Annotated in this window: 20 protein-coding genes and 2 tRNA genes; 15 read left to right on the forward strand and 7 right to left on the reverse strand. The window is 66.8% G+C overall.

The window, feature by feature from the left end:
* Nucleotides 1-66 precede the first annotated feature (66 nt).
* The 4 genes from GUY23_RS13035 to GUY23_RS13050 all read left to right on the forward strand — a co-directional run bounded on the left by GUY23_RS13035 (nucleotide 67) and on the right by GUY23_RS13050 (nucleotide 2,921).
* Nucleotides 67-1,722, forward strand: a complete 1,656-nt coding sequence (locus tag GUY23_RS13035; protein ID WP_166972949.1) for a hypothetical protein — start codon at nucleotides 67-69, stop codon at nucleotides 1,720-1,722.
* Between the two features lie 309 nt (nucleotides 1,723-2,031).
* Nucleotides 2,032-2,316 (forward strand): DUF3618 domain-containing protein, encoded by a 285-nt coding sequence (locus GUY23_RS13040; RefSeq protein ID WP_166972951.1) that lies wholly within the window; start codon nucleotides 2,032-2,034, stop codon nucleotides 2,314-2,316.
* Nucleotides 2,309-2,629 (forward strand): GroES family chaperonin, encoded by a 321-nt coding sequence (locus GUY23_RS13045; protein WP_166972953.1) that lies wholly within the window; start codon nucleotides 2,309-2,311, stop codon nucleotides 2,627-2,629. Before GUY23_RS13040 ends, GUY23_RS13045 begins: the two co-directional genes overlap by 8 nt.
* A 219-nt stretch (nucleotides 2,630-2,848) precedes the next feature.
* A tRNA-Lys gene (locus GUY23_RS13050) sits at nucleotides 2,849-2,921 on the forward strand.
* 179 nt (nucleotides 2,922-3,100) lie between these two features.
* On the opposite strand, the gene GUY23_RS13055 is transcribed toward GUY23_RS13050, so the two are convergent.
* Nucleotides 3,101-3,739, reverse strand: a complete 639-nt coding sequence (locus GUY23_RS13055; RefSeq protein ID WP_166972955.1) for a GntR family transcriptional regulator — start codon at nucleotides 3,737-3,739, stop codon at nucleotides 3,101-3,103.
* Between the two features lie 215 nt (nucleotides 3,740-3,954).
* On the opposite strand from GUY23_RS13055, the gene GUY23_RS13060 reads away from it, so the two are divergent.
* From GUY23_RS13060 to GUY23_RS13080, 5 genes are read left to right on the forward strand one after another with little or no spacing between them, the layout of a single operon-like run.
* Complete coding sequence (locus GUY23_RS13060; protein ID WP_407647361.1) at nucleotides 3,955-5,259, forward strand: NRAMP family divalent metal transporter; 1,305 nt, start codon at nucleotides 3,955-3,957, stop codon at nucleotides 5,257-5,259.
* 2 nt (nucleotides 5,260-5,261) lie between these two features.
* Nucleotides 5,262-6,047, forward strand: a complete 786-nt coding sequence (locus GUY23_RS13065) for a LamB/YcsF family protein (protein WP_208085352.1) — start codon at nucleotides 5,262-5,264, stop codon at nucleotides 6,045-6,047.
* Nucleotides 6,044-6,832 (forward strand): putative hydro-lyase, encoded by a 789-nt coding sequence (locus GUY23_RS13070; protein ID WP_166972957.1) that lies wholly within the window; start codon nucleotides 6,044-6,046, stop codon nucleotides 6,830-6,832. The genes GUY23_RS13065 and GUY23_RS13070 overlap by 4 nt, the downstream gene beginning before the upstream one ends.
* Nucleotides 6,829-8,484 (forward strand): 5-oxoprolinase subunit B/C family protein, encoded by a 1,656-nt coding sequence (locus GUY23_RS13075; RefSeq protein ID WP_166972959.1) that lies wholly within the window; start codon nucleotides 6,829-6,831, stop codon nucleotides 8,482-8,484. The genes GUY23_RS13070 and GUY23_RS13075 overlap by 4 nt, the downstream gene beginning before the upstream one ends.
* Nucleotides 8,485-8,487: 3 nt before the next feature.
* A complete protein-coding gene (locus GUY23_RS13080) occupies nucleotides 8,488-10,251 on the forward strand; it encodes an acetyl/propionyl/methylcrotonyl-CoA carboxylase subunit alpha (RefSeq protein ID WP_166972961.1) in 1,764 nt (587 codons plus the stop codon).
* On the opposite strand, the gene GUY23_RS13085 is transcribed toward GUY23_RS13080, so the two are convergent.
* Nucleotides 10,244-11,665: an MFS transporter gene (locus tag GUY23_RS13085; protein WP_208085354.1), complete on the reverse strand. Its 1,422-nt coding sequence runs from the start codon at nucleotides 11,663-11,665 to the stop codon at nucleotides 10,244-10,246. The genes GUY23_RS13080 and GUY23_RS13085 overlap by 8 nt on opposite strands.
* Entirely contained in the window at nucleotides 11,662-12,135 is a 474-nt protein-coding gene (locus GUY23_RS13090) for a MarR family winged helix-turn-helix transcriptional regulator (protein WP_228282313.1), read from the reverse strand. Before GUY23_RS13090 ends, GUY23_RS13085 begins: the two co-directional genes overlap by 4 nt.
* A gap of 81 nt (nucleotides 12,136-12,216) precedes the next feature.
* Here GUY23_RS13090 and GUY23_RS13095 point away from each other — a divergent pair, with 81 nt between their 5' ends.
* From GUY23_RS13095 to GUY23_RS13105, 3 genes are all read left to right on the forward strand, one after another.
* Nucleotides 12,217-12,771, forward strand: a complete 555-nt coding sequence (locus GUY23_RS13095; RefSeq protein WP_166972963.1) for a cysteine hydrolase family protein — start codon at nucleotides 12,217-12,219, stop codon at nucleotides 12,769-12,771.
* A gap of 105 nt (nucleotides 12,772-12,876) precedes the next feature.
* Complete coding sequence (gene bcp, locus GUY23_RS13100) at nucleotides 12,877-13,350, forward strand: thioredoxin-dependent thiol peroxidase (protein WP_166972965.1); 474 nt, start codon at nucleotides 12,877-12,879, stop codon at nucleotides 13,348-13,350.
* Between the two features lie 74 nt (nucleotides 13,351-13,424).
* Nucleotides 13,425-13,506 (forward strand) — tRNA-Leu (locus GUY23_RS13105).
* A gap of 53 nt (nucleotides 13,507-13,559) precedes the next feature.
* Here the strand turns inward: GUY23_RS13105 and GUY23_RS13110 are convergent.
* Nucleotides 13,560-14,765, reverse strand: a complete 1,206-nt coding sequence (locus GUY23_RS13110; RefSeq protein ID WP_166972967.1) for an MFS transporter — start codon at nucleotides 14,763-14,765, stop codon at nucleotides 13,560-13,562.
* On the opposite strand from GUY23_RS13110, the gene GUY23_RS13115 reads away from it, so the two are divergent.
* Both GUY23_RS13115 and GUY23_RS13120 read left to right on the forward strand, forming a co-directional pair.
* Entirely contained in the window at nucleotides 14,751-15,176 is a 426-nt protein-coding gene (locus GUY23_RS13115) for a MerR family transcriptional regulator (RefSeq protein WP_208085357.1), read from the forward strand. The genes GUY23_RS13110 and GUY23_RS13115 overlap by 15 nt on opposite strands.
* A 121-nt stretch (nucleotides 15,177-15,297) precedes the next feature.
* Nucleotides 15,298-15,780, forward strand: coding sequence for a GNAT family N-acetyltransferase (locus GUY23_RS13120; protein ID WP_166972969.1), 483 nt, complete (start codon nucleotides 15,298-15,300; stop codon nucleotides 15,778-15,780).
* Between the two features lie 84 nt (nucleotides 15,781-15,864).
* Here GUY23_RS13120 and GUY23_RS13125 read toward each other — a convergent pair whose 3' ends face one another.
* The 3 genes from GUY23_RS13125 to GUY23_RS13135 are packed head-to-tail and all read right to left on the reverse strand — an operon-like array spanning nucleotide 15,865 to nucleotide 17,362.
* Nucleotides 15,865-16,236 (reverse strand): maleylpyruvate isomerase family mycothiol-dependent enzyme, encoded by a 372-nt coding sequence (locus GUY23_RS13125; RefSeq protein WP_166972972.1) that lies wholly within the window; start codon nucleotides 16,234-16,236, stop codon nucleotides 15,865-15,867.
* Complete coding sequence (locus GUY23_RS13130; RefSeq protein WP_166972974.1) at nucleotides 16,233-16,712, reverse strand: ASCH domain-containing protein; 480 nt, start codon at nucleotides 16,710-16,712, stop codon at nucleotides 16,233-16,235. Before GUY23_RS13130 ends, GUY23_RS13125 begins: the two co-directional genes overlap by 4 nt.
* Nucleotides 16,709-17,362, reverse strand: coding sequence for a TetR/AcrR family transcriptional regulator C-terminal domain-containing protein (locus tag GUY23_RS13135; RefSeq protein ID WP_228282314.1), 654 nt, complete (start codon nucleotides 17,360-17,362; stop codon nucleotides 16,709-16,711). Before GUY23_RS13135 ends, GUY23_RS13130 begins: the two co-directional genes overlap by 4 nt.
* Before the next feature lie 123 nt (nucleotides 17,363-17,485).
* Between GUY23_RS13135 and GUY23_RS13140 the strand changes: the two genes are divergently transcribed.
* Nucleotides 17,486-19,147: an amidohydrolase gene (locus GUY23_RS13140; protein ID WP_166972976.1), complete on the forward strand. Its 1,662-nt coding sequence runs from the start codon at nucleotides 17,486-17,488 to the stop codon at nucleotides 19,145-19,147.
* Nucleotides 19,148-19,158: the final 11 nt, after the last annotated feature.

Below are 19,158 nucleotides of genomic sequence, written 5' to 3' on the forward strand. Positions count from 1 at the left end.
CGACGTGTCTGAACGTCATGTCCCCTTGACCCATTAGTGCCGGAATCCCCACCGCGAAGGAAAGCAGTGCCAGTTTCACACCAGTTCAACCGCAGAATCGCCGCCTTCGGCGCTGCGCTTGCATTGGTGGCACTGCCCGTCTTCTCGACGTTCACCCCTGCATTCGCCCAGCCCTCACTTTCTCCGTCCGCTGAAGCCGGTTCGACCGATACTGCCGACGCCGAGGCGGCCGCTGGTGCGGATGGAACCGATTCTTCCAGCGGGGCAGGGTCTGCGGACGGCGGCGATTCCTCGACTGACTCGGCCGATGATCCGGGGCCGACAGCCGCCGACAGCGATCCCGATGCAGATTCGGAGTCTGCCGACGAATCGGACGACAATGGCGACGGTTCGGACGACAGTGAACCGGATCCTGACTACGACAAGGCGTGCGCAGCCCCCGAAGAAGGCGAACCGACACCAGGTGAAGACGGTCCCTGCAAACCCGCCGAAACGCTCAAGGCGAAGTGGGATTCGAGTAAGAAGCAGCTCTCTGTGACCGCGCCGAATGGCGATCCCGGCGACCTGCCAGAGAGCTGGAAGAACGTACCATTCGACGGCCCGAAGCAATCGATGGTGCGCATTCCCGCTCAGGACTCATCGGCCGAAGGCAACGCAGGCTCAGCCGGCAGCAACTCGGACACCGATGACAGCGGACAGTCCGTGGCCGAAGCGACCGCACAGGCTGACGTTCCCACGAAGTTCAAATTCGGCGACGACGGCGTGATCAGGGCCGCCGACTCTTCCGAGCCGATGGAGTTCGAGAACTTCGACTCCGATCCCCGTTGGAAGTTCACTGCCGACGGCAAGAACATCACCGCCGAGGGCAAGGAATACACCGATTCCGACGACGGAGCTTCGGGAGGCTCCAACTCCACGGCGAATCAGGATGGTGACAGGACCGCCGGAGTCGCCGCCTCGGACGACGGCTCACAAGACGACAATGGCGGATCGAACGCCTCGGCGAGCGGCGATGACGATGCTGCGGACTCCGGGAGCAGCGACACCAACGGCAGTTCCGGAGACGAGGACGGCTCGTCTTCGAACAGCTCTGCCTCTTCCGACAGCAATTCTTCGTCGAACAGCAGCTCTTCATCGGACAGCAACTCTGCGTCGAACTCCGGGTCGAAGGACCGGTCGAATTCGGCGTCCGACGATGACGCCGACGACAAGAACTCCGATTCGGACTCCGGGGCTCGGTCCGACGGCTCCCGCAACAGCGACTCGGATTCCTCGGGCTCGGGTTCGGACTCGTCGTCCAAGGACGACGACGGCAATGACTCCGACGACCCGGACGGTTCCCCTGTCGGCACAGCCGACGGCGACAACACCACCCCCGACCCGTCGAACGGCAACGGTTCGAAGGACGACGAACGGGAGACCATTCCCGGCACCGCAGGCGACGAATGGCTGCCCGGCGACGAGGACGACTCCGAACACCCCGACTATTCGGATCCGGTGCCGCAGAACCCCGACGCCCCCACACCGAAGGACGACACCGACCTCATCACCGGAGGCGACAAGCCCTCACCACGCGCGAACCAGCAGCCCTCCTCGTCATTCGGCGAATCCATCGTCTCCACGATCGTCAGCTCCTGGCCGGTCTTCGTCCTCGCCGCCTCCGGCATGGCCGCCGTCGGCTTCATCATCTACATCATGGGTCGCCGCGGTAAGCAGGACTGACGGCCCACGGTCAGGACCAGCCGCCTCGGTGACGGTGAAACGGATCGGGGAACTCAGCCCGGCCGATCTGGAGGTGAACGGAACAGACGGGGTGGACCGCTGCATCGCGAGCGTCCGGGGCACTATCCCATGAGGCCGAGGGCGAGATCGTGCGGTTCCGACTGCCGGAGAAGTAGAGATCGTAAGATTCCGCCGAACCGCACCCGATATCTGACACTCACATCCCCCAGCCGCTAAGCTGGAACGCGAAGCACTGTGGCACAAGGTCACAGTCGCAATCTGCATTCTCGACCGGGAGGACTCGACCCGATGACTGACAACGTCTACACCTCAGATGTGACCGTAGACCAGGCAACACCCTCGCAGCTCGCGGAGTCGATCCGTCTGCGTGAGGAGCGCATCGCGGACAACATCGACGAGCTCGTCGGCCGCATCCATCCCAAGGTGCTGGTGACGCGCGCGGTGAACAAGGCCAAGTCCGAGGTCGTCGAGGAGAACGGCTCCCCCAAGCCCGAGATCATCGCCCTCGGTGCCGGTGCCGTCCTCGGTGTGGCCGCCCTCATCGTCGGACTCTCCGGTCGTAAGCGTGGCTGATTCGCCACTTCCGATCCGGATGCTCCACGACCGGATCCTGCTCGAACCCGGCCCCGAGGCCGGTGAGCGCAAGTCCTCCGCAGGCATCGTCATCCCCGCCACCGCCAGCATGGGCAAGCGCCTCGTATGGGGCAAGGTCGTTGCGGCCGGGCCCCACGTGCGGCAGGCCAACCTCGGCGACACCGTCCTCTACGATCCGGAGGAACTCGCCGAGGTGGAGCTCGAAGGACAGCTGTACGTGCTGCTGCGCGAGCGCGACGTCCATGCGATCTCCGAGACCGCCGAACAGTCGAGTTCGGGGATGTACCTGTAGGAGGCTTGTCCGGGGTCGGACCGGGTATGCCGGGTGACCCTTAATCAGTGGGTTCCGAGTCGGCGTGATCGGAAGTCCGGGGTGTTCGACCCGAAGTCCGAGGTGTCTGACCTGGGGCTTGCGACCTTCATCACAAAAACGGATACGGGCCGATCTCGGTTTGCGTGATCGGGGAACACCTGAGTAATATTAATTCTCGTTGCGCAGCGAGCGCAGCACGCGCCTCTAGCTCAATTGGCAGAGCAACTGACTCTTAATCAGTGGGTTCCGGGTTCAAGTCCCGGGGGGCGCACAGCACAGAGAGAACCGCATCCGGCATCACGTCGGGGCGGTTCTTTCGCATTCACGGGCTCCGGCGGGTCTCTCTTTGGGGCGGGCCGATCGGCATACTCTTCTCTCAAATACTCACGTTCTTCGGTGAGTGATCCGGAGAAAGGTGTGCCGTTTCAGTGGCGGGGCGGTGCCTGCCGCTCAGGCCTGGCCGGCGCGGGCGTAGGCGCCGAGCACCTGCCGCTCGGAATCACCGAGATACGTGCCGAGCTTCACCGCGGCAGCGGCCGGGCTCTCGGTCCGGTAGACCTCGAGCACCTCGCGGTTGCGTTCGATGAAGGGCGCATGGAGGAAGTCGAGGACTTCGACCTTGAGGAAGGCCAGCCGCAGCTCGGCTAGCACATTCGAGAACGACCGCATCAGCCGCCTGCTGTCCGAGAGCGAGACGACGGCATTGTGGAACGCCATGTTCGCCGTGCCCACCTCCAACCAGTTCTCCTCGGCCGCTGACTTCTCGGCCACCTCGACGGCGGCCTCCATCTGCGCGGCATTCGGGTGATTGCGCGGGGCATGCTCGAGCACCGAGCATTCGACGTGATGGCGCACCCGGTAGATATCGACGACGTCGGCGGTGCTCGGCGACGCCACAGAGACACCGCGGTGTGGGATATGCGTGACCAGCCCCTGTTCGCCGAGGACACGGAAGGCCTCGCGCAGGGTGTTGCGCGAGACGTCGAACTCCTTGGCCAGAGAATTCTCTGACAGACGGTCTCCGGGGCGCAGCTCTCCGGCGATGAGTCGGGCGGTCAGCCTGTTGACCAGGGATGAGTCGTGATTCACGTCTCCATCCTAATGACAGAGCGGCACGAGCAGCCATTCTCCGGTCAACAATTTCTCCGGAAAATTGTGACCCATGTCTATGTTTGTTGAACAATGAGTGCTAGATTGTTTACCACTTCACCGAGTGGTCCACGACACAGACACCGCTGTTCTCTGCCGCGGACCATCGAAATGACCATCAGCCAGATCGATCAGACAGACAGTCGGAGACTCCCATGCCAAACGCACCGGAAGCCCAACCGCCGGAATCGACGCCCTCGGACGCGACCACCTCCGGTCCCGCGGATCAGAAGACCGAGCTCGGGGCGAAGATCAGCCGCAGCGCGATCATCGGGGCCATCTTCCTCATGGCCACCTCGGCGATCGGGCCGGGATTCATCACCCAGACGGCCACGTTCACCGCGCAGATGGGGGCGGCCTTCGCCTTCGCGATCCTGGTGTCGATCCTCATCGACATCGCCATCCAGCTCAATATCTGGCGGATGGTCACCTCATCGGGCAAACGCGCCGCCCAGCTCGCCTCCTCGGCGATCCCGGGGACGGGCATCATCCTCTCGATCCTCATCGTCGTCGGCGGGCTCGCCTTCAACATCGGCAACATCGCCGGCGGCGGCCTCGGCCTCAACGCACTGCTGGGCATCGACCCGAAGCTCGGCGGACTCGTCACCGGCCTGCTCGCCATCGGCATCTTCCTGTTCAAGCGCGCCGGCAAGGTCGTCGACACCGTCGTGCTCATCCTCGGCATCGGGATGATCATCCTCACCTGCATCGTCGCGATCGTGTCGAACCCGCCGGTCGGCGAGGCGATCAAGCAGTCCTTCGTGCCCGACACCATCAACTTCGCCACCGTGACCACCATCGTCGGCGGCACCGTCGGCGGCTACATCACGTATTCCGGCGCCCACCGCTACCTCGACTCCGGCAAGACCGGCCCGGAGAACGCCGGTTCGGTCATGCGTTCGGCGCTGTCGGGAATCCTCGTCACCGGCGTCATGCGCTACGTCCTCTTCCTCGCCATCCTCGGCGTCGTCGCCTCCGGAGTCGCCCTCGACCTCGACTCGAGCGTGGCCAACCCCGCCGGTCAGGCCTTCGCAGCCGTCCTCGGCGAGGCCGGCATGCGCATCTTCGGAGCGATCTTCTGGGCCGCGGCACTGAGCTCGGTCATCGGCGCCGCCTACACCTCGGCGACCTTCCTCTCTGCCTTCTCCACACGACTCGAGGGCGGCTGGCCGCTCCAGCTGGCGACCGTGGCCTTCATCGTCGTCTCGCTCGTCGTCTACCTCGTCCTCGGCACCGCCCCGGCCACTCTGCTCGTCTTCGTCGGCGGCTTCAACGGCCTCATCCTGCCGATCGGTCTCACGGTCTTCATGTACATCGGCTGGTTCCGGCCACGCCTGCTGCGCACGGATTCGTACCCGAAGTGGTTGCTCATCATCGGCACCGCGGCAACACTGGTCACGTGGTACACGGCCGTGCAGTCCATCGGCCCCATCTTCGCAATGATCGGAATCGGAGGGTGACAATGCCTGAGAACAGCGAACTGAGAATCGACCTCAACTCGGACCTCGGCGAAAACGTTCCCGACCGCGTCGTCAGCGACGACGAGGCCATGCTCGGACTCGTCACCAGCGCGAACGTCTCCTGCGGGTTCCACGCGGGCAATCCCGAAGGCATCCGTGCCACCGTCGACGCCGCCACCCGCGGCGGAGTCGTCATCGGGGCCCATCCCGGCTACGACGACTACGAAGGCTTCGGCCGCCGCGCCCTCGACGTGCCGCCTCAGACCCTGCAGGCCCAGGTCGAATACCAGATCGGCGCTCTGCTCGGCCTGACTGCCGCAGTCGGAGGATCCGTCGCCTACGTCAAACCCCACGGCGGGCTCTACAACGCAATCGTCCACGACGAAGCGCAGGCCAAGGTCGTCGTCGACGCCGTGAAGGCCGTCGATGACTCGCTCGTCTTCCTCGGACTCGCCGGCAGCGTGGCCAACCGCGTCGCCGCCGAGGCAGGACTGACCGTGGCCGCCGAGGCCTTCGCCGACCGGTCCTACAATCCCGATGGATCACTGGTCTCCCGGTCGGAGCCGAACTCGGTCCTCCACGACCCCGAAGCCGTGGCCACCCGGGTGCTGCGCCTCGTGCAGACCGGGCAGGTCGAGGCGATCGACGGCAGCCTCGTCGACGTCGACGCCCAGTCGATCTGCTTCCACGGCGACAGCCAGGGTTCGATCGACATGGCCCGAGCCGCCCGGGATCTCCTCGAATCCGAAGGAGTCACGATCGCCGCATTCGCCGGGGCGAACCGATGAGTGCCCGCAAGCCCTCCCCCGCCGCGGCAGCCCGCGAGCGGATCCGGGCCGGCTTCTCGGGCCCCACCTCGGGGATGGCACCGGGCCTCGTCCAGGCCAACCTCATCGCCGTGCCCGCCGACTGGGCCTTCGACGTCCTCCTCTTCACCCAGCGCAACCCGAAGCCGTGCCCGATCGTCGACGTCCTCGAACCCGGGCAGATCGAATCGGCCCTCGCCCCGGGCAGCGACATCCGCTCCGACATCCCCGGCTACCGGATCTGGACGAACGGGGAGCTCACCGACGAGGTCGCCGACGCCACCACGGCGTGGGCGGACCACCCCGATCTCGTGTCCTTCCTCATCGGCTGCTCCTTCACCTTTGAAAACGGGCTGACCGCTGCTGGCATCCCGATCCGCCACCAGGGGGCCAGTCGCAACGTGCCGATGTACCGCACCTCGACCGCGTGCGCCCCTGCCGGTCGGATCAGCGGAGACATGGTCGTGTCCATGCGCCCGATCCCCGCTTCCCAGGTCGCCGAGGCGGTGCGCATCACTGACCGGTTCCCCGCCGTCCACGGCGCCCCCGTCCACATCGGCGAACCCGCCCAGATCGGCATCACCGACCTCGACTCCCCCGACTTCGGCGACCCGCCGGTCATCCACGACGGCGACATCCCCGTCTTCTGGGCCTGCGGAGTCACCCCGCAGGCGGCGATCCAAGCCTCGGGCGTGCCCTTCGCGATCACCCACTCACCTGGGAAGATGTTCATCACCGACGAACCGGAAGACACCTACCGCCGATGACCGCACCGACCCCCGCCCCCGCCGGGCTGACCTTCCACATCGCGTCCCGCCGGCACCTCCTCGTCGAGTGCGCCGACCTGAGCGCCACGATGGCGCTGCACCACAGTCTCGAAGCCGCCGACCTGCCCGGCGTCGTCGAACTTATTCCCGCCGCCCGCACCGTGCTCATCAGCTTCGATCCCTCCCGCACTCGGGCGAGCGCCCTGGCTGAGGCCGTCCGCGGACTCGACCGCACCCAGTCGACGACGGGTGAGGCCCGGCAGGTGAGCATCCCTGTGATCTATGACGGGGACGACCTCGCCGAGGTGGCCGACCTCCTGAACGTCTCCCCCGCCGAGGTGGTGGGCCGCCACCAGGCGGCGACCTGGGAGGTCGCCTTCGCCGGGTTCGCCCCCGGCTTCGGCTACCTCGCCGGCGACGACGATCTCTTCGACGTTCCCCGTCGGTCCTCTCCGCGCACCCGCGTGCCCGTGGGTGCCGTCGCCCTGGCCGGAGAATTCACCGGCGTCTACCCTCGTTCTTCCCCGGGCGGCTGGCAGCTCATCGGCCGCACCGACGCCACACTGTGGGATCTCGACCGGGAGCCCCCCGCCCTGTTCGTGCCGGGCACGATCGTGACGTTCACCGACGTGGGGCGGGAGAGTGTCGAGACGGTGATGTCTGCGGACCCGGCCCCGGCACCGACGTCGACGCCTCCAGCTCACAGCCTCGAGGTCGTGCGACCGGGACTCCAGCTGCTCGTCCAGGACCTCGGGCGTCCCGGATTCGCGTCGATGGGAGTCTCGGGCGCCGGAGCCGCCGACCGCACCGCCCTGACCAGCGCGAACCGGCTCGTCGGCAATGCCGAAACCGCGGCCGGACTCGAGAGCTTCGGCGGCGGTGCGCTCCTGCGCGTCACCGGCGATACGGTCGCAGCGGTCACCGGAGCCGACGGCACGATCACCGTGACCGCGGTCGACGGCACGGTTCACACGCCCCGCCTCGGCGAGGCCTTCGCCCTGGTCGACGGTGACGAGCTCGAACTCGGAACGGTCGAAAACGGCATCCGCCGGTATCTCGCGCTGCGCGGTGGAATCGCCGTCGAGACGGCTCTGGACAGCAGCTCGGCCGACACGCTCGCCGGACTCGGTCCGGCTGCCCCGGAGAAGGGCACCATCCTCGGCCTGCACGACCCGCGGACCGCGCCCCACCTCGTCGATCCGCGTCCGGCACCGCCCAGGGAACTGCCGCAGCCCGGTGAGACCGTGACGCTGTCGGTGACACTGGGACCACGCGAGGACTGGTTCACGGACGCCGGAATCGACACTCTGCTGGGTCAGGAGTGGACCGTCACCCACGAATCCGACCGGGTCGGGCTGCGCCTGTCCGGTGAGGTCGCCCTCGAGCGTGCCCGGACTGGGGAGCTGCCCAGCGAGGGCGCAGTCACCGGTGCCCTGCAGGTCCCGCCGAACGGACAGCCGGTGCTCTTCGGCCCCGACCATCCGCTCACCGGCGGCTATCCGATCATCGCCAGCGTCGACGACCTCGACCTCGCCGCACAGCTGCCCCCGGGCGTGAAGCTGCGTTTCACTGCGACTGCCCGCCCTGGTACCCGCCAGAACCAGAGCAACCGCACAGCCGAGGTGTCCCACACCCACGAGAACGAAAGCTGAACAATGTCGAGAATCCTCATCGCCAACCGCGGCGAGATCGCCGTCCGCATCATCCGCGCCTGCGCCGAGCACGGGCACACCTCGGTCGCTGTCTACGCCGATCAGGACGCCGACGCCCTGCATGTGCGCCTCGCCGACGAGGCCTTCGCGCTGGCCGGCACGACCGCCGCGGACACGTATCTCAGCATCGATGCGATGCTCGCCGCCGCGCAGACCTCCGGTGCCGACGCCGTCCACCCCGGGTACGGCTTCCTGTCCGAGAACGCAGACTTCGCCGCCGCCGTCGAGGATGCCGGACTGACCTGGATCGGTCCCACCGCTAAGACCATCACGGCTCTCGGCGACAAGGTCACCGCTCGGCAGCTCGCGCAGAAGGTCGGCGCTCCTCTGGCACCGGGCATCGACCGCCCGCTCAAAGATGCGGGAGAGGTCGAGGACTTCGCCGCCGAGGCGGGGCTGCCCATCATCATCAAGGCCGCACACGGGGGCGGTGGGCGCGGAATGAAGATCGTCCACGACCTCGCCGAGGTGGCCGGCGCCTTCGATTCGGCCACCCGTGAGGCCGCAGAGGCGTTCGGACGTTCCGAATGCTTCGTCGAGAAGTTCTTAGAGCGCCCCCGTCACGTCGAGGTCCAGGTCGTCGGCGATGGGCAGGGCCGCGTCGTGGCGGTCGGCGACCGCGACTGCTCGGCCCAGCGGCGCAATCAGAAGCTCATCGAGGAGGCTCCCGCTCCGGGGCTGACGACCGATCAGCGCGAACGTCTGCACCGTTCGGCCGAGGCGATCTGCGCCGAGGTGGACTACCGCGGGGCCGGCACTGTCGAGTTCCTCCTCGCCGCCGACGGCACCATGACGTTCCTCGAGGTCAACACCCGACTCCAGGTCGAACACCCCGTCACCGAGGTGACCTCCGGGGTCGATCTCGTCGGCGAACAGTTCCGCATCGCCTTCGATCTGGGGCTGTCGATCGAAGCCACGCCGGAGCCGGCCGGGCATGCGATCGAGCTGCGCATCAACGCCGAGGATCCCGGCCGCGGTTTCCTGCCCACCCCGGGCCGCATCGAGTCCCTCGATGTCCCCGGTGGGCCCGGAGTGCGCTGGGATGCCGGGGTCGTCGCCGGTGACACCGTGCAGCCGGCCTTCGATTCGCTCTTCGCCAAGCTCATCGTCGCGGGCCCCGACCGTGATGCCGCGATCGCGCGCACGATCACCGCGGCCAAGGAGCTCACGGTCGAGGGCCCGGCCACCGTGCTGGCGTGTTCGCTGGAGATCCTTCGTGATGAGGCGTTCACCGGTCTGGGATCCGAGGGCGTCGCCGGCATCCACACACAGTGGATCGAGACCGAGCTCCTCCCCCGCCTCGAGACGCAGGACCGACCAGCACCCGCAGTCGACTCCCAGCTGCAGCGGATGAGCATCGAGATCGACGGGAAGCTCACCACCATCGGCCTGCCCGCAGGACTGCTCGCGGCACTCGGTTCGGCCGGAGGGGCCGGACACGGGGCGTCAGCCGGGAACGGCGGGACCGCCTCGGCGGGTGGAGACGGCGGCGCCAACGCCGGGGACGTGACCGCACCCGTGCCCGGCAGCCTCGTCGATTATCTCGTCGAGGACGGCGCAGAGGTGGCCGAGGGTGACGAGGTCGCCGTGCTGTCGGCGATGAAGATGGAGACGCGGGTCGAAGCCCCGACGTCAGGGACGTTCGCTCGCGTCGCCGAGGTCGGGGACGCCATCGACGTCGGCGGGGTCATCGCGCGGATCAGCTGACGGTCGAGTCGTTCCGGTCGTGATCGGCAGCGGCGGACGTCCGTCCGATGCGGGCAAGGCTGCGGTCGAAGGCCGTGATGACGATGAAGACGACGGCAATGCCGACGACGACCCAGCCGAGGACATGCAGGCCGCTGCTGGTCACGTGCGTGCCGTAGATGTTGCCGTAGATGACCGAGGCGAGGATCGCACCCAAGTACATGAACGTGCGCAGCAGTCCCGCGGAGGATCCGATGCGTTCGGGTTCGGCCTGGTGGTAGAGCGTCGTCTGGATCGCAAGGTTGTTCAGCCCCTGCGGAATGCCGAGGACGAGCATCGCCACGACGAGGAACCACAGCGGTGAGCCTTCGGTCATGAAGAGGACGAGGACGCCGGCGAGCAGCTGCGCGATCGATCCGAGGATGAGCTTCCTGGCCACCTCGGGGCTGCGTCCGAAGGCGATCGACACCGCGATTCCGCCGGCGAAGACGGGCAGGAGGACGAGTCCTGCTCCGGTTGCGCTGAGGTCACGCCCCTCTTCGAGCCATTGGGTGAATCCATAGACGAAGACGTAGGAGATCGTTGCGGTGAGCAGAGACCGCAGGTACGTGAGCAGCAGCGGCCCGTTGCCGGCCAGCACGCGGACGTCGATGAAGGGTTCGGGGGCGCGCAGCTCCCACCACACGAGTCCGGCACCGGCGATGACGGCGATGCCGAGCATCCAGATCAGGGTCGGTGAGAGGTTCTGGAGGTAGACGAGCAGCGAGAGGATCGAGACCGCGAAGAGGGCGACGCCGGGCCAGTCGAGGTGGGGTCGATCGGATCGGGCAGGTTCGAGCCCGGTCGAGCGCGGGAAGTACAGCCAGCCGAGGACGATTGCCGCCAGTCCCAACGGGAGGTTCACGGCGATGGTCGCTCGCCACCCCCAACTGCCGACGAGGAGGCCGCCGAGGGTCGGTCCGATGACCGCGACGGTCTGGGTGGTGACGGTGAGGACCGTGAGGATGCTCGCCGGGGATTCGATTCCGGTGCGTCCCGCCTCGGCACGGATCATGTGCATCGCTGCGGGGTACCCCGCGCACGTGCCGAGACCGAGGATGACCCGGGCTGCGACGAGCCACCACAGACTGTCATGAGTGGCCGGTGCCAGCAGGGCGATGGCACCGGCGATCGCGACGAGGCCGCCGCCTGTGAGGAAGAGGGTCCGCACGCCGAAGATGTCGACGAGGCGGCCGACGAGGGGCTGGCCGACCGCGGTGGCGAGGTAGAGCCCGGAGACGAGCCAGACCACCTCGGAGGCGGGGGCGCCGAGGGCGATGCCGATGGGGGTCAGGGCCACCGCGATGATCGCGGTGTTGATCGGGTTGAGCATCGCGCCGAGCATCATCGGCGCGAGCAGGCGACGGTCGAAGCGGTCGGAGGGAGCCTGTCTCATCGGTCGAGGATCCTCGCAAGGATTCTGCTCGACTCGGCCAGGGTCGTGAGTTCGGCGTGGGTGACCTCCTCGGCGAGGCTGTGGTCGAGCCACGCCAACCCGGCTTCTCTCTGCCCCTCGACCTGCTGCCAGCCGGCGTCGGTGAGGTCGACGATCTGCCGCCTGCCGTCGTTGGGATCCGGGCTGCGGGTGAGGAAGCCACGGGACTCGAGCGTCTCGACGGTCGTGGCCATCGACTGCGGGCGGACCTTCTCGGCGTGGGCGAGCGCCGCGACCGTGGACACCCCGCCCTTGCTCAGTCGGGACAGTGCAGAAGCCTGGGACGGGGTGAGCGAGTCCTCGAGCGTGGTCTCGCGAAGGCGGCGGACGAGCCGGGCGAGGACAGCTCGCAGATCGACCGCCACCTGGTGGGCGTTCGCCTGCGACGGGTCGTTTTTCTGCGACAGGGCGTTGGAGTCTGACATCGACATATTGACAGTCTAGACTGTGCAGTTGAAACTGGCTATCGGTGCGGTGCATCTCACCCACCTCTCATCGATCGGAGTCTTCGTATGACCTCAGCACTGCTTCTCATGGATTTTCAGACCGGAATCGCCGGGCGCCCCGGCTTCGAACCGGCCGTCGACGCCGCCGACCGCGCGCTCACCGCCGCTCGCGATGCCGGTATGCCCGTCGTCTTCGTGCGTGTCGCCTTCCGGCCCGGATACCCCGAGATCGCGGAGGCGAACCTCTCGTTCTCTGCGGCGAAGGAGCGCGGCGATGACGCCATGAGTCTCGACGCTCCGGCCACCCAGATCATTGATCGACTCGCCCCGCGGGACGACGAACCGGTCGTCGTCAAGAAACGCATCTCGGCCTTCGCCGGCAGCGACCTCGAGGTGCTGCTGCGCGGACTCGGCGCCGATTCGCTTGTGCTCGGTGGGATCTCGACGAGCGGGGTGGTGCTCTCGACGGTGCGTCTCGCCGCCGACCTCGACTTCCACCTCACGGTGCTCGCAGACGCCTGCGCGGATCCGGATGCGGAAGTCCATCGTGTCCTCACGGAGAAGGTGTTCCCTCGTCAGGCGCTCGTCACCTCGGTCGACGACTGGGCCGCGACGCTCTGAGGTCTCAGGCAATCTGCTGCGGCCCAGGTCCGGGAGCCGGGAAGTCCTCGGAACGGTAGAGTGGACGGCGGAGAACGATTCCCAACCACGCATTCAGGAGTTCCTATGCCACGTCTGTCGGTCGGCGACACCGCCCCGGATTTCACTCTCGTCAACCAGGACGGAAAATCCGTGAGCCTCAGTGACTATCGAGGTCAGCGGGTCGTCGTGTACTTCTACCCCGCGGCCATGACCCCGGGCTGCACCACCGAGGCCTGCGACTTCCGGGACTCGCTCTCGGCACTCAAGGCCGCCGGCATCGTCGTCCTCGGCATCTCCCCGGACAAGCCGGAGAAGCTGCGGCAGTTCATCGAGAAGGAGGGCCTGAACTTCGACCTCCTCTCCGATGAGGACAAGACCATGATGACCGAGTGGGGCGCTTTCGGCGAGAAGAAGAACTACGGCAAGGTCGTCCAGGGCGTCATCCGCTCTACCGTCGTCGTCGACGCCGATGGCACGGTCGAACTCGCCCAGTACAACGTCAAGGCGACCGGGCATGTTGCCCGCGTGCGCAAGGAACTGGGCATCGACGCCGCCTGAGTTGCCGGTGTGTCCGGTGATGCTTGCGTCCTGCTAGTCTTGAGGGCGTCGCGGCCGCTGATGCGGCCGCTTGAGCGCGAGTGGCGGAATTGGTAGACGCGCTGGATTTAGGTTCCAGTGTCTTCGGACGTAGGGGTTCAAGTCCCCTCTCGCGTACCGCGTGATCGGCCCCTGACCGGGAGCTTCTCAGCTTCGGTCAGGGGCCTTCGTCATACCGCGACCGACGACTCGGTCTCCGGACGCGGGGTGGCCCGCAGGGCCAGAGCGGTGAGGATGAGCCCGGAGGCGGCGAAAGCGGCGCCAACGAATCCGCCCCACTGCAGAAGACCTGCGGCGACGGAAAGGCCGCCGAGTGTGGAGCCGATGGCATTCGCCAGATTGAACGCTCCGACATTGACGGCCAGTGCCAGCGTCGGGGCGGCAGAGGTGTGACGCATCACCAACGATTGCAGGGGCGCGATGGTCGCCGTCGACAGCAGACCGAGGATGAGGACGAGGGCGATCATGGGAACCGGGAATCTCGCCAGCAGTGGAAACGCAGAGAGAGTGACGACGAGCGCGCAGAACACTCCCACAAGGGTGCGTGACAGTGAGAGATCAGCGAGACGACCGGCGATGAGGTTGCCGACGAAACCTCCGAGGCCATAGGCCAGCAGGAGTCCGGGAATGGCGACTTCGGCGATGCCGCTGATGTCCTTAAGGAGCGGCACCAGATAGGTGAAGACGATGCTCACCCCGGCGAACCCGATGACTGTCGTCGCCACCGCCAGCAGCACCGGTCCCCGCAGGAGAGTCCGGATCTCGTCGCTGACACCAGTCGACGGGGCGGGAGTGCGCGGCATCGCCGCGGCGAGCAGTCCCACACCGATGATCGCCGCGATCGCCACGAAGACGAACGGCATCCGCCAGTTCGTGTTCCCGCCCAGCATTGCACCGAGCGGCACGCCGAGCACGGTTGCCACGGTCAGTCCGGATCCGACGATGGCGATCGCCTGCCCCTGTCTCCCGGGTCCCATGATCTCTGCAGACGTGGTGAGCCCGATGGCGAAGAGTGTGGCCTGACTGCACGCTGACACCACTCGGCCGACGACGACCAAGGCATAGGTCGGTGCCAGGACTGTCACTACGGTGCCGGCGACGAATACGAGACCGAGGCAGAGAGCGAGCCCTTTCCGGGGCAGCCGTGCTGTCAGGACTGTCACTACGGGGCCGCCGATGGCGACCCCCAGCGCGTAAGCGGTCACAGTCTGTCCGGCGGTCGCAATGGACACCGACAGATCGGCGGCCAACTGCGGCAGGATACCGGCGACGAGATATTCGGCGCTGCCGGTACAGAACACCAGCAGGACGAATCCTGCCAGGGCGAGAATCGGCTGATTGCGGATGGATGAGTGTGCAGCGTGTTCGACATTCATACTGATAGGCTGATCCTTCACATCAATGTGAAGGCAAATCGCCTCAGCAGAAGGGTCGAGAGGATGAGGATCTCAGAGGTCACCGAGCGAACGGGCATTCCGACACGATTGCTGCGCTATTACGAAGAGAGGGAGCTTCTGGTCCCCGCACGCAACTCTTCGGGATATCGCGAATACAGCGAACAGGACGTCGAGATCTCGAGGTACATCCGCCAGCTGCTCGACGCAGGCCTGAGCACGGCCGCCATCCGCACCGTCCTCCCATGCCTGCGGGACAAGGCAGGTCAACTGGCCCCGACGTGTTCTGCCACCATTGCCGATCTCGAACGCGAACGTGAGCGGATAGATGCTTCCATCGCCGCCCTCACCCAGTCGCGTGACGCCATCGACAGAGTGATCAGCGCAGGCTGAGAGGAACTGCGAGGTCTTCGGTGTTCGGCGGAGAGCGGCCCCGGTCGCCCGACCATGCGTACAGTGGACGGCAGGCCCCGCCCCTCCGACAGCAGACATCGAACGGAGAAACAACATGCCCATGACCGAATCTCACTCGCCATCAGTCCGCCCCACCTCCCCCGATGATGAGTCCAGGTGGAAGGAGCTCTTCCGCGCCTACCGCGAGTTCTACCATCTGCCGGAGTCCGAGGAGATCGTCTCCCGCGTCTGGTCGTGGATCGTCGATCCCGACCATGAGGTCGAGAGCCTCGTCGCCGAGGTGGACGGACGCATCGTCGCCATCGCCGACTTCCGCCGCTTCTCCCGCCCGTCCACCGGCAGCGTCGGGATCTGGCTCGATGACCTCTTCACCGACCCCGAGGTGCGCGGGTCCGGTGCCGGACGTGCCCTCATCGCCCGACTGCAGCAGATCGCCGCCGAGGAGGGGCGCTCAGTCGTCCGCTGGATCACCGCCTCCGACAACGCACAGGCGCAGGTGCTCTACGACAAGGTCGCCGCGAAGACGAACTGGGTGACTTATGACGCGAAGCCGCAATCAGCTGCGGACCAGGGACGCAGCTGAAGACCGAGTCGGATCACCTGGGTCTGCAAAGTGTCTGGGTTTGCACGGTGTTGGGGTCAGCCAGGTCTCCCGGCAGCACCTGATTCAGCTCATCCGGTTCTGCAGCTCGACCACGCCGTCGCCGCTGAGTACCCGCAGGACTTCGGGACGTCCGGCCATCGCCGCCTCGCGAAAGTTGTCGACGGTCTCGGCGGGCGAGCGTCCCCAATACCGTGACAGCAGGCGTGCGTTGTGCTTGGCGGGGTCGAAACCGGACCGGACGATGCTGCGGATCCAGGCCCACCGTCCGGTGTTCGCTGCCGCACTGAGATGGGCGACGACCTCTTCGACGGACCATCCCTCGCACAGCGAACGCTGGGCGAACTGCTCCGGGGCGAGGTCCTCGAGAACCCCGAGAAGACGGGCGCGTTCTGTGTGGATGAGCGTCCAATGCTCGGCGGATTCTGCTGCGGTCATGATCTGAGCACCTGGTCGACGTGACTGATCGGATAGATGAGTTCGAAACGTTCGCAGACGACGGGCATATCGACGGCGAATTCGCGACGGCCGTGCTCGCGCCAGAAGCGTTCGTGGATCTCACGCCAGGCCTCCAGGGTGCGGTCGCCTTCCCCTTCGGACCAGGCATGCTCGGCAGTCACCTCGGCGAAGGGGACGGTGTCGACGGCAGTAGTCTCGATGACTGCACGCGGCCGCTCCTGCCCGTCGAGGATGATGCTCAGCTCCCCCACCTCGGGGACGGACTCGCCATCGGCTTCGATGTCCCACAGCGCCGAGGCGGTTCCCGTCTTGATTCTGGACACGACGAGGTCAAGGAGTTCGTCCGCATGGTCCGCTGTCGCACCGAACGCCCACGCTTCGGGTACCCGTTCCGGAAGTTCCGGGATGCGCGTGCGGACCGAGAACCAGAAGCGTTCGAGAGGTCCCTCATTCACGGTGCGAGTCCTTCCAGCTGCAGCCGCAGACCGTCGATGAGGGCGGCGAGACCCAGGGAGAACGCCGCTTCCGCACCATAGGTCGACGCGTGGCGTTCGGCCAGCGCCTCACGAACAGCAGGCAGCCCGGCGTCGACGGCACCCTGGACCAGCAGATCCCCGGGTGCGACGATGTCGAGAGCCGAGCCGAGGACGTGTGCCTCGACGGTGCGGACGACCGCGAAGACGAGGTTCTCGGGCCATCCTGCCCGGACCAGACCGGCGACGACGGCGTCATACATCGCATACGCGGAATGGTGGCGGATCGGTGTGGTCGCCAGCAGTCGGATGAGGTTGGGGTGGGCCGCGAACGCCCGCAGATAGGACACCGCCCACTCCTCGAGCGCCGCATCCCAGCCTTTGACAGCCGTCCGCGCACGGGGCTCCGAGTCCTCGGCGGGAGCGAAGGCACTGACGTCGATGTCGGCGACGATGCGGGCGCGCATGAGTTCGATGAGCTCGGTCCGCCCCGAGACGTGGTTGTAGAGCGAGGACACCTGCCGGTCGACACGGGCGGCGAGGGTGCGCATCGACAGCGCCTCCGCACCCTCCTCGTCGACGAGGACGAGCGCCGCATCCACGAGTCGTTCCCGGTTGAGCCGCAATCCCATCTCGCTCCCCTCTTCCGCTGACCTCACAGGAAGTGTATCGTGTTCTCAGTCACAAATACGAACACTGTTCGTAAAAGTGGCTGATCAGAGATCGCCGGCAGTGAAGCGAGGGACAGACCCACCGTGACTTTGACGCATTTCCGCAACGGCACCATCTGGCTGGGAGCCTCCAATGCACCCGCCGACTCCCTGCTCGTCGATGACGGTGTCATCGTCGCAATCGGCTCGACCAACGTCGAGGCGATGCTCGCCGAGGCGGCCGTGGAGTCGGGCTCCCCGGCAGAATCAGTCGATCCCGAGGTCGTCGATCTCGACGGCGGCTTCCTCATGCCCGCCTTCGGCGACGGTCACGCCCACCCGATCTTCGGCGGACTCGAGGCCGAAGGACCGCAGGTGCGCTCGTGTTCGAGTGTTGCCGAGATCATCGCCGAGGTGGCCCGCTGCGCCGAGGAGCATCCCGAGCTCGAATGGATCACCGGCGCATCGTACGACGGCAGCCTCGTCGCCGGTGGACTCTTCGATGCCCGCTGGCTCGACGAGGCCGTTCCCGATCGCCCCGTCGTGCTGCGCGCGTGGGACTACCACACGGTGTGGTGCAACTCCCGCGCCCTCGAACTCGCGGGCATCACCGCGCAGACCCCGGATCCTGCCATCGGCGAGATCCCCCGCCGCGAGGACGGATCGCCGCTGGGCACTCTGCGCGAGTGGGGCGCGGTCGACCTCGTCGACGCCGTCCGCCCGCCTCTGGACGAGTCGATCCGGCTGCGCGCCCTCGAACGCGCCGCCGACTACTACCTGCGCCGAGGAGTCACCTGGGTCCAGGACGCTTGGGTCGAACCCGCCGATGTCGAGACCTACCTCGCCGCATCGGCTCAGGGTCGCCTGAAGCTCCGATCCAACCTCGCGCTTTACGCGGATCCGCGGCGCTTCTCGGCACAGCTGCCCGAGATGATCGAGGCGAGGCGGCGGGTCGAGGACCTCGCCGATCCCCTGCTGAGCGCGCACACCGTGAAGTTCTTCGCCGATGGTGTCGTCGAGAACGAGACCGGGTCGCTCCTCGAACCCTACTGTTCGTCTCTCCACGACCACGGACTGCGGGTGTGGGAGGGAGATTCGCTGGCCGAAGCTGTGAGCGCGGTCGACGCTGCCGGTTTCCAGGTCCACATCCACGCGATCGGCGATGCCGCCGTGCGACAGGCCCTCGATGCCATCGAGTCCGCGATCACCGACAATGGGCCGCGGGACCGCAGGCCGGTCATCGCCCACGCTCAACTCGTCGACACCGCCGATCTCGACCGGTTCGCCGAGCTCGGGGTCATCGCGAACATGCAGCCCCTGTGGGCACAGCTCGATGACCTCATGACCGTTCTCACGGTGCCCCGCCTCGGCGAGGATCGGGCCCGGCAGCAGTATCGGATGCGCAGCCTCCTCGACGGCGGCGGACGTCTGGCCTTCGGCTCGGACTGGCCATGCACCTCGGGCACCCCGGTCGAGGGTCTGGCGATCGCGATCAGCCGAGAGACCGACGAAGGCGAGCCCGCCGGCGGGTGGACCCCGCATGAGATCCTCGACATCGACCGCTCCCTCGACGCCTACTCCGCAGCCGTGGCCTACCAGGCCTTTGCCGACACTGCACCCACCCCGTGGGGCGTAATCCGTCCCGGGGCGAGCGCGGACCTCATCGTCTTCGATGCCGATCCTCGCGGACTCGACCCTCGTGAACTGGCGATGCTGACGGTGCGCACCACCTACCTCGGCGGCGTCGTCGCTGCCACCGGCGACTGACCCGGAAGGAC

Source organism: Brevibacterium atlanticum (assembly GCF_011617245.1).
GTDB lineage: Bacteria > Actinomycetota > Actinomycetes > Actinomycetales > Brevibacteriaceae > Brevibacterium > Brevibacterium atlanticum.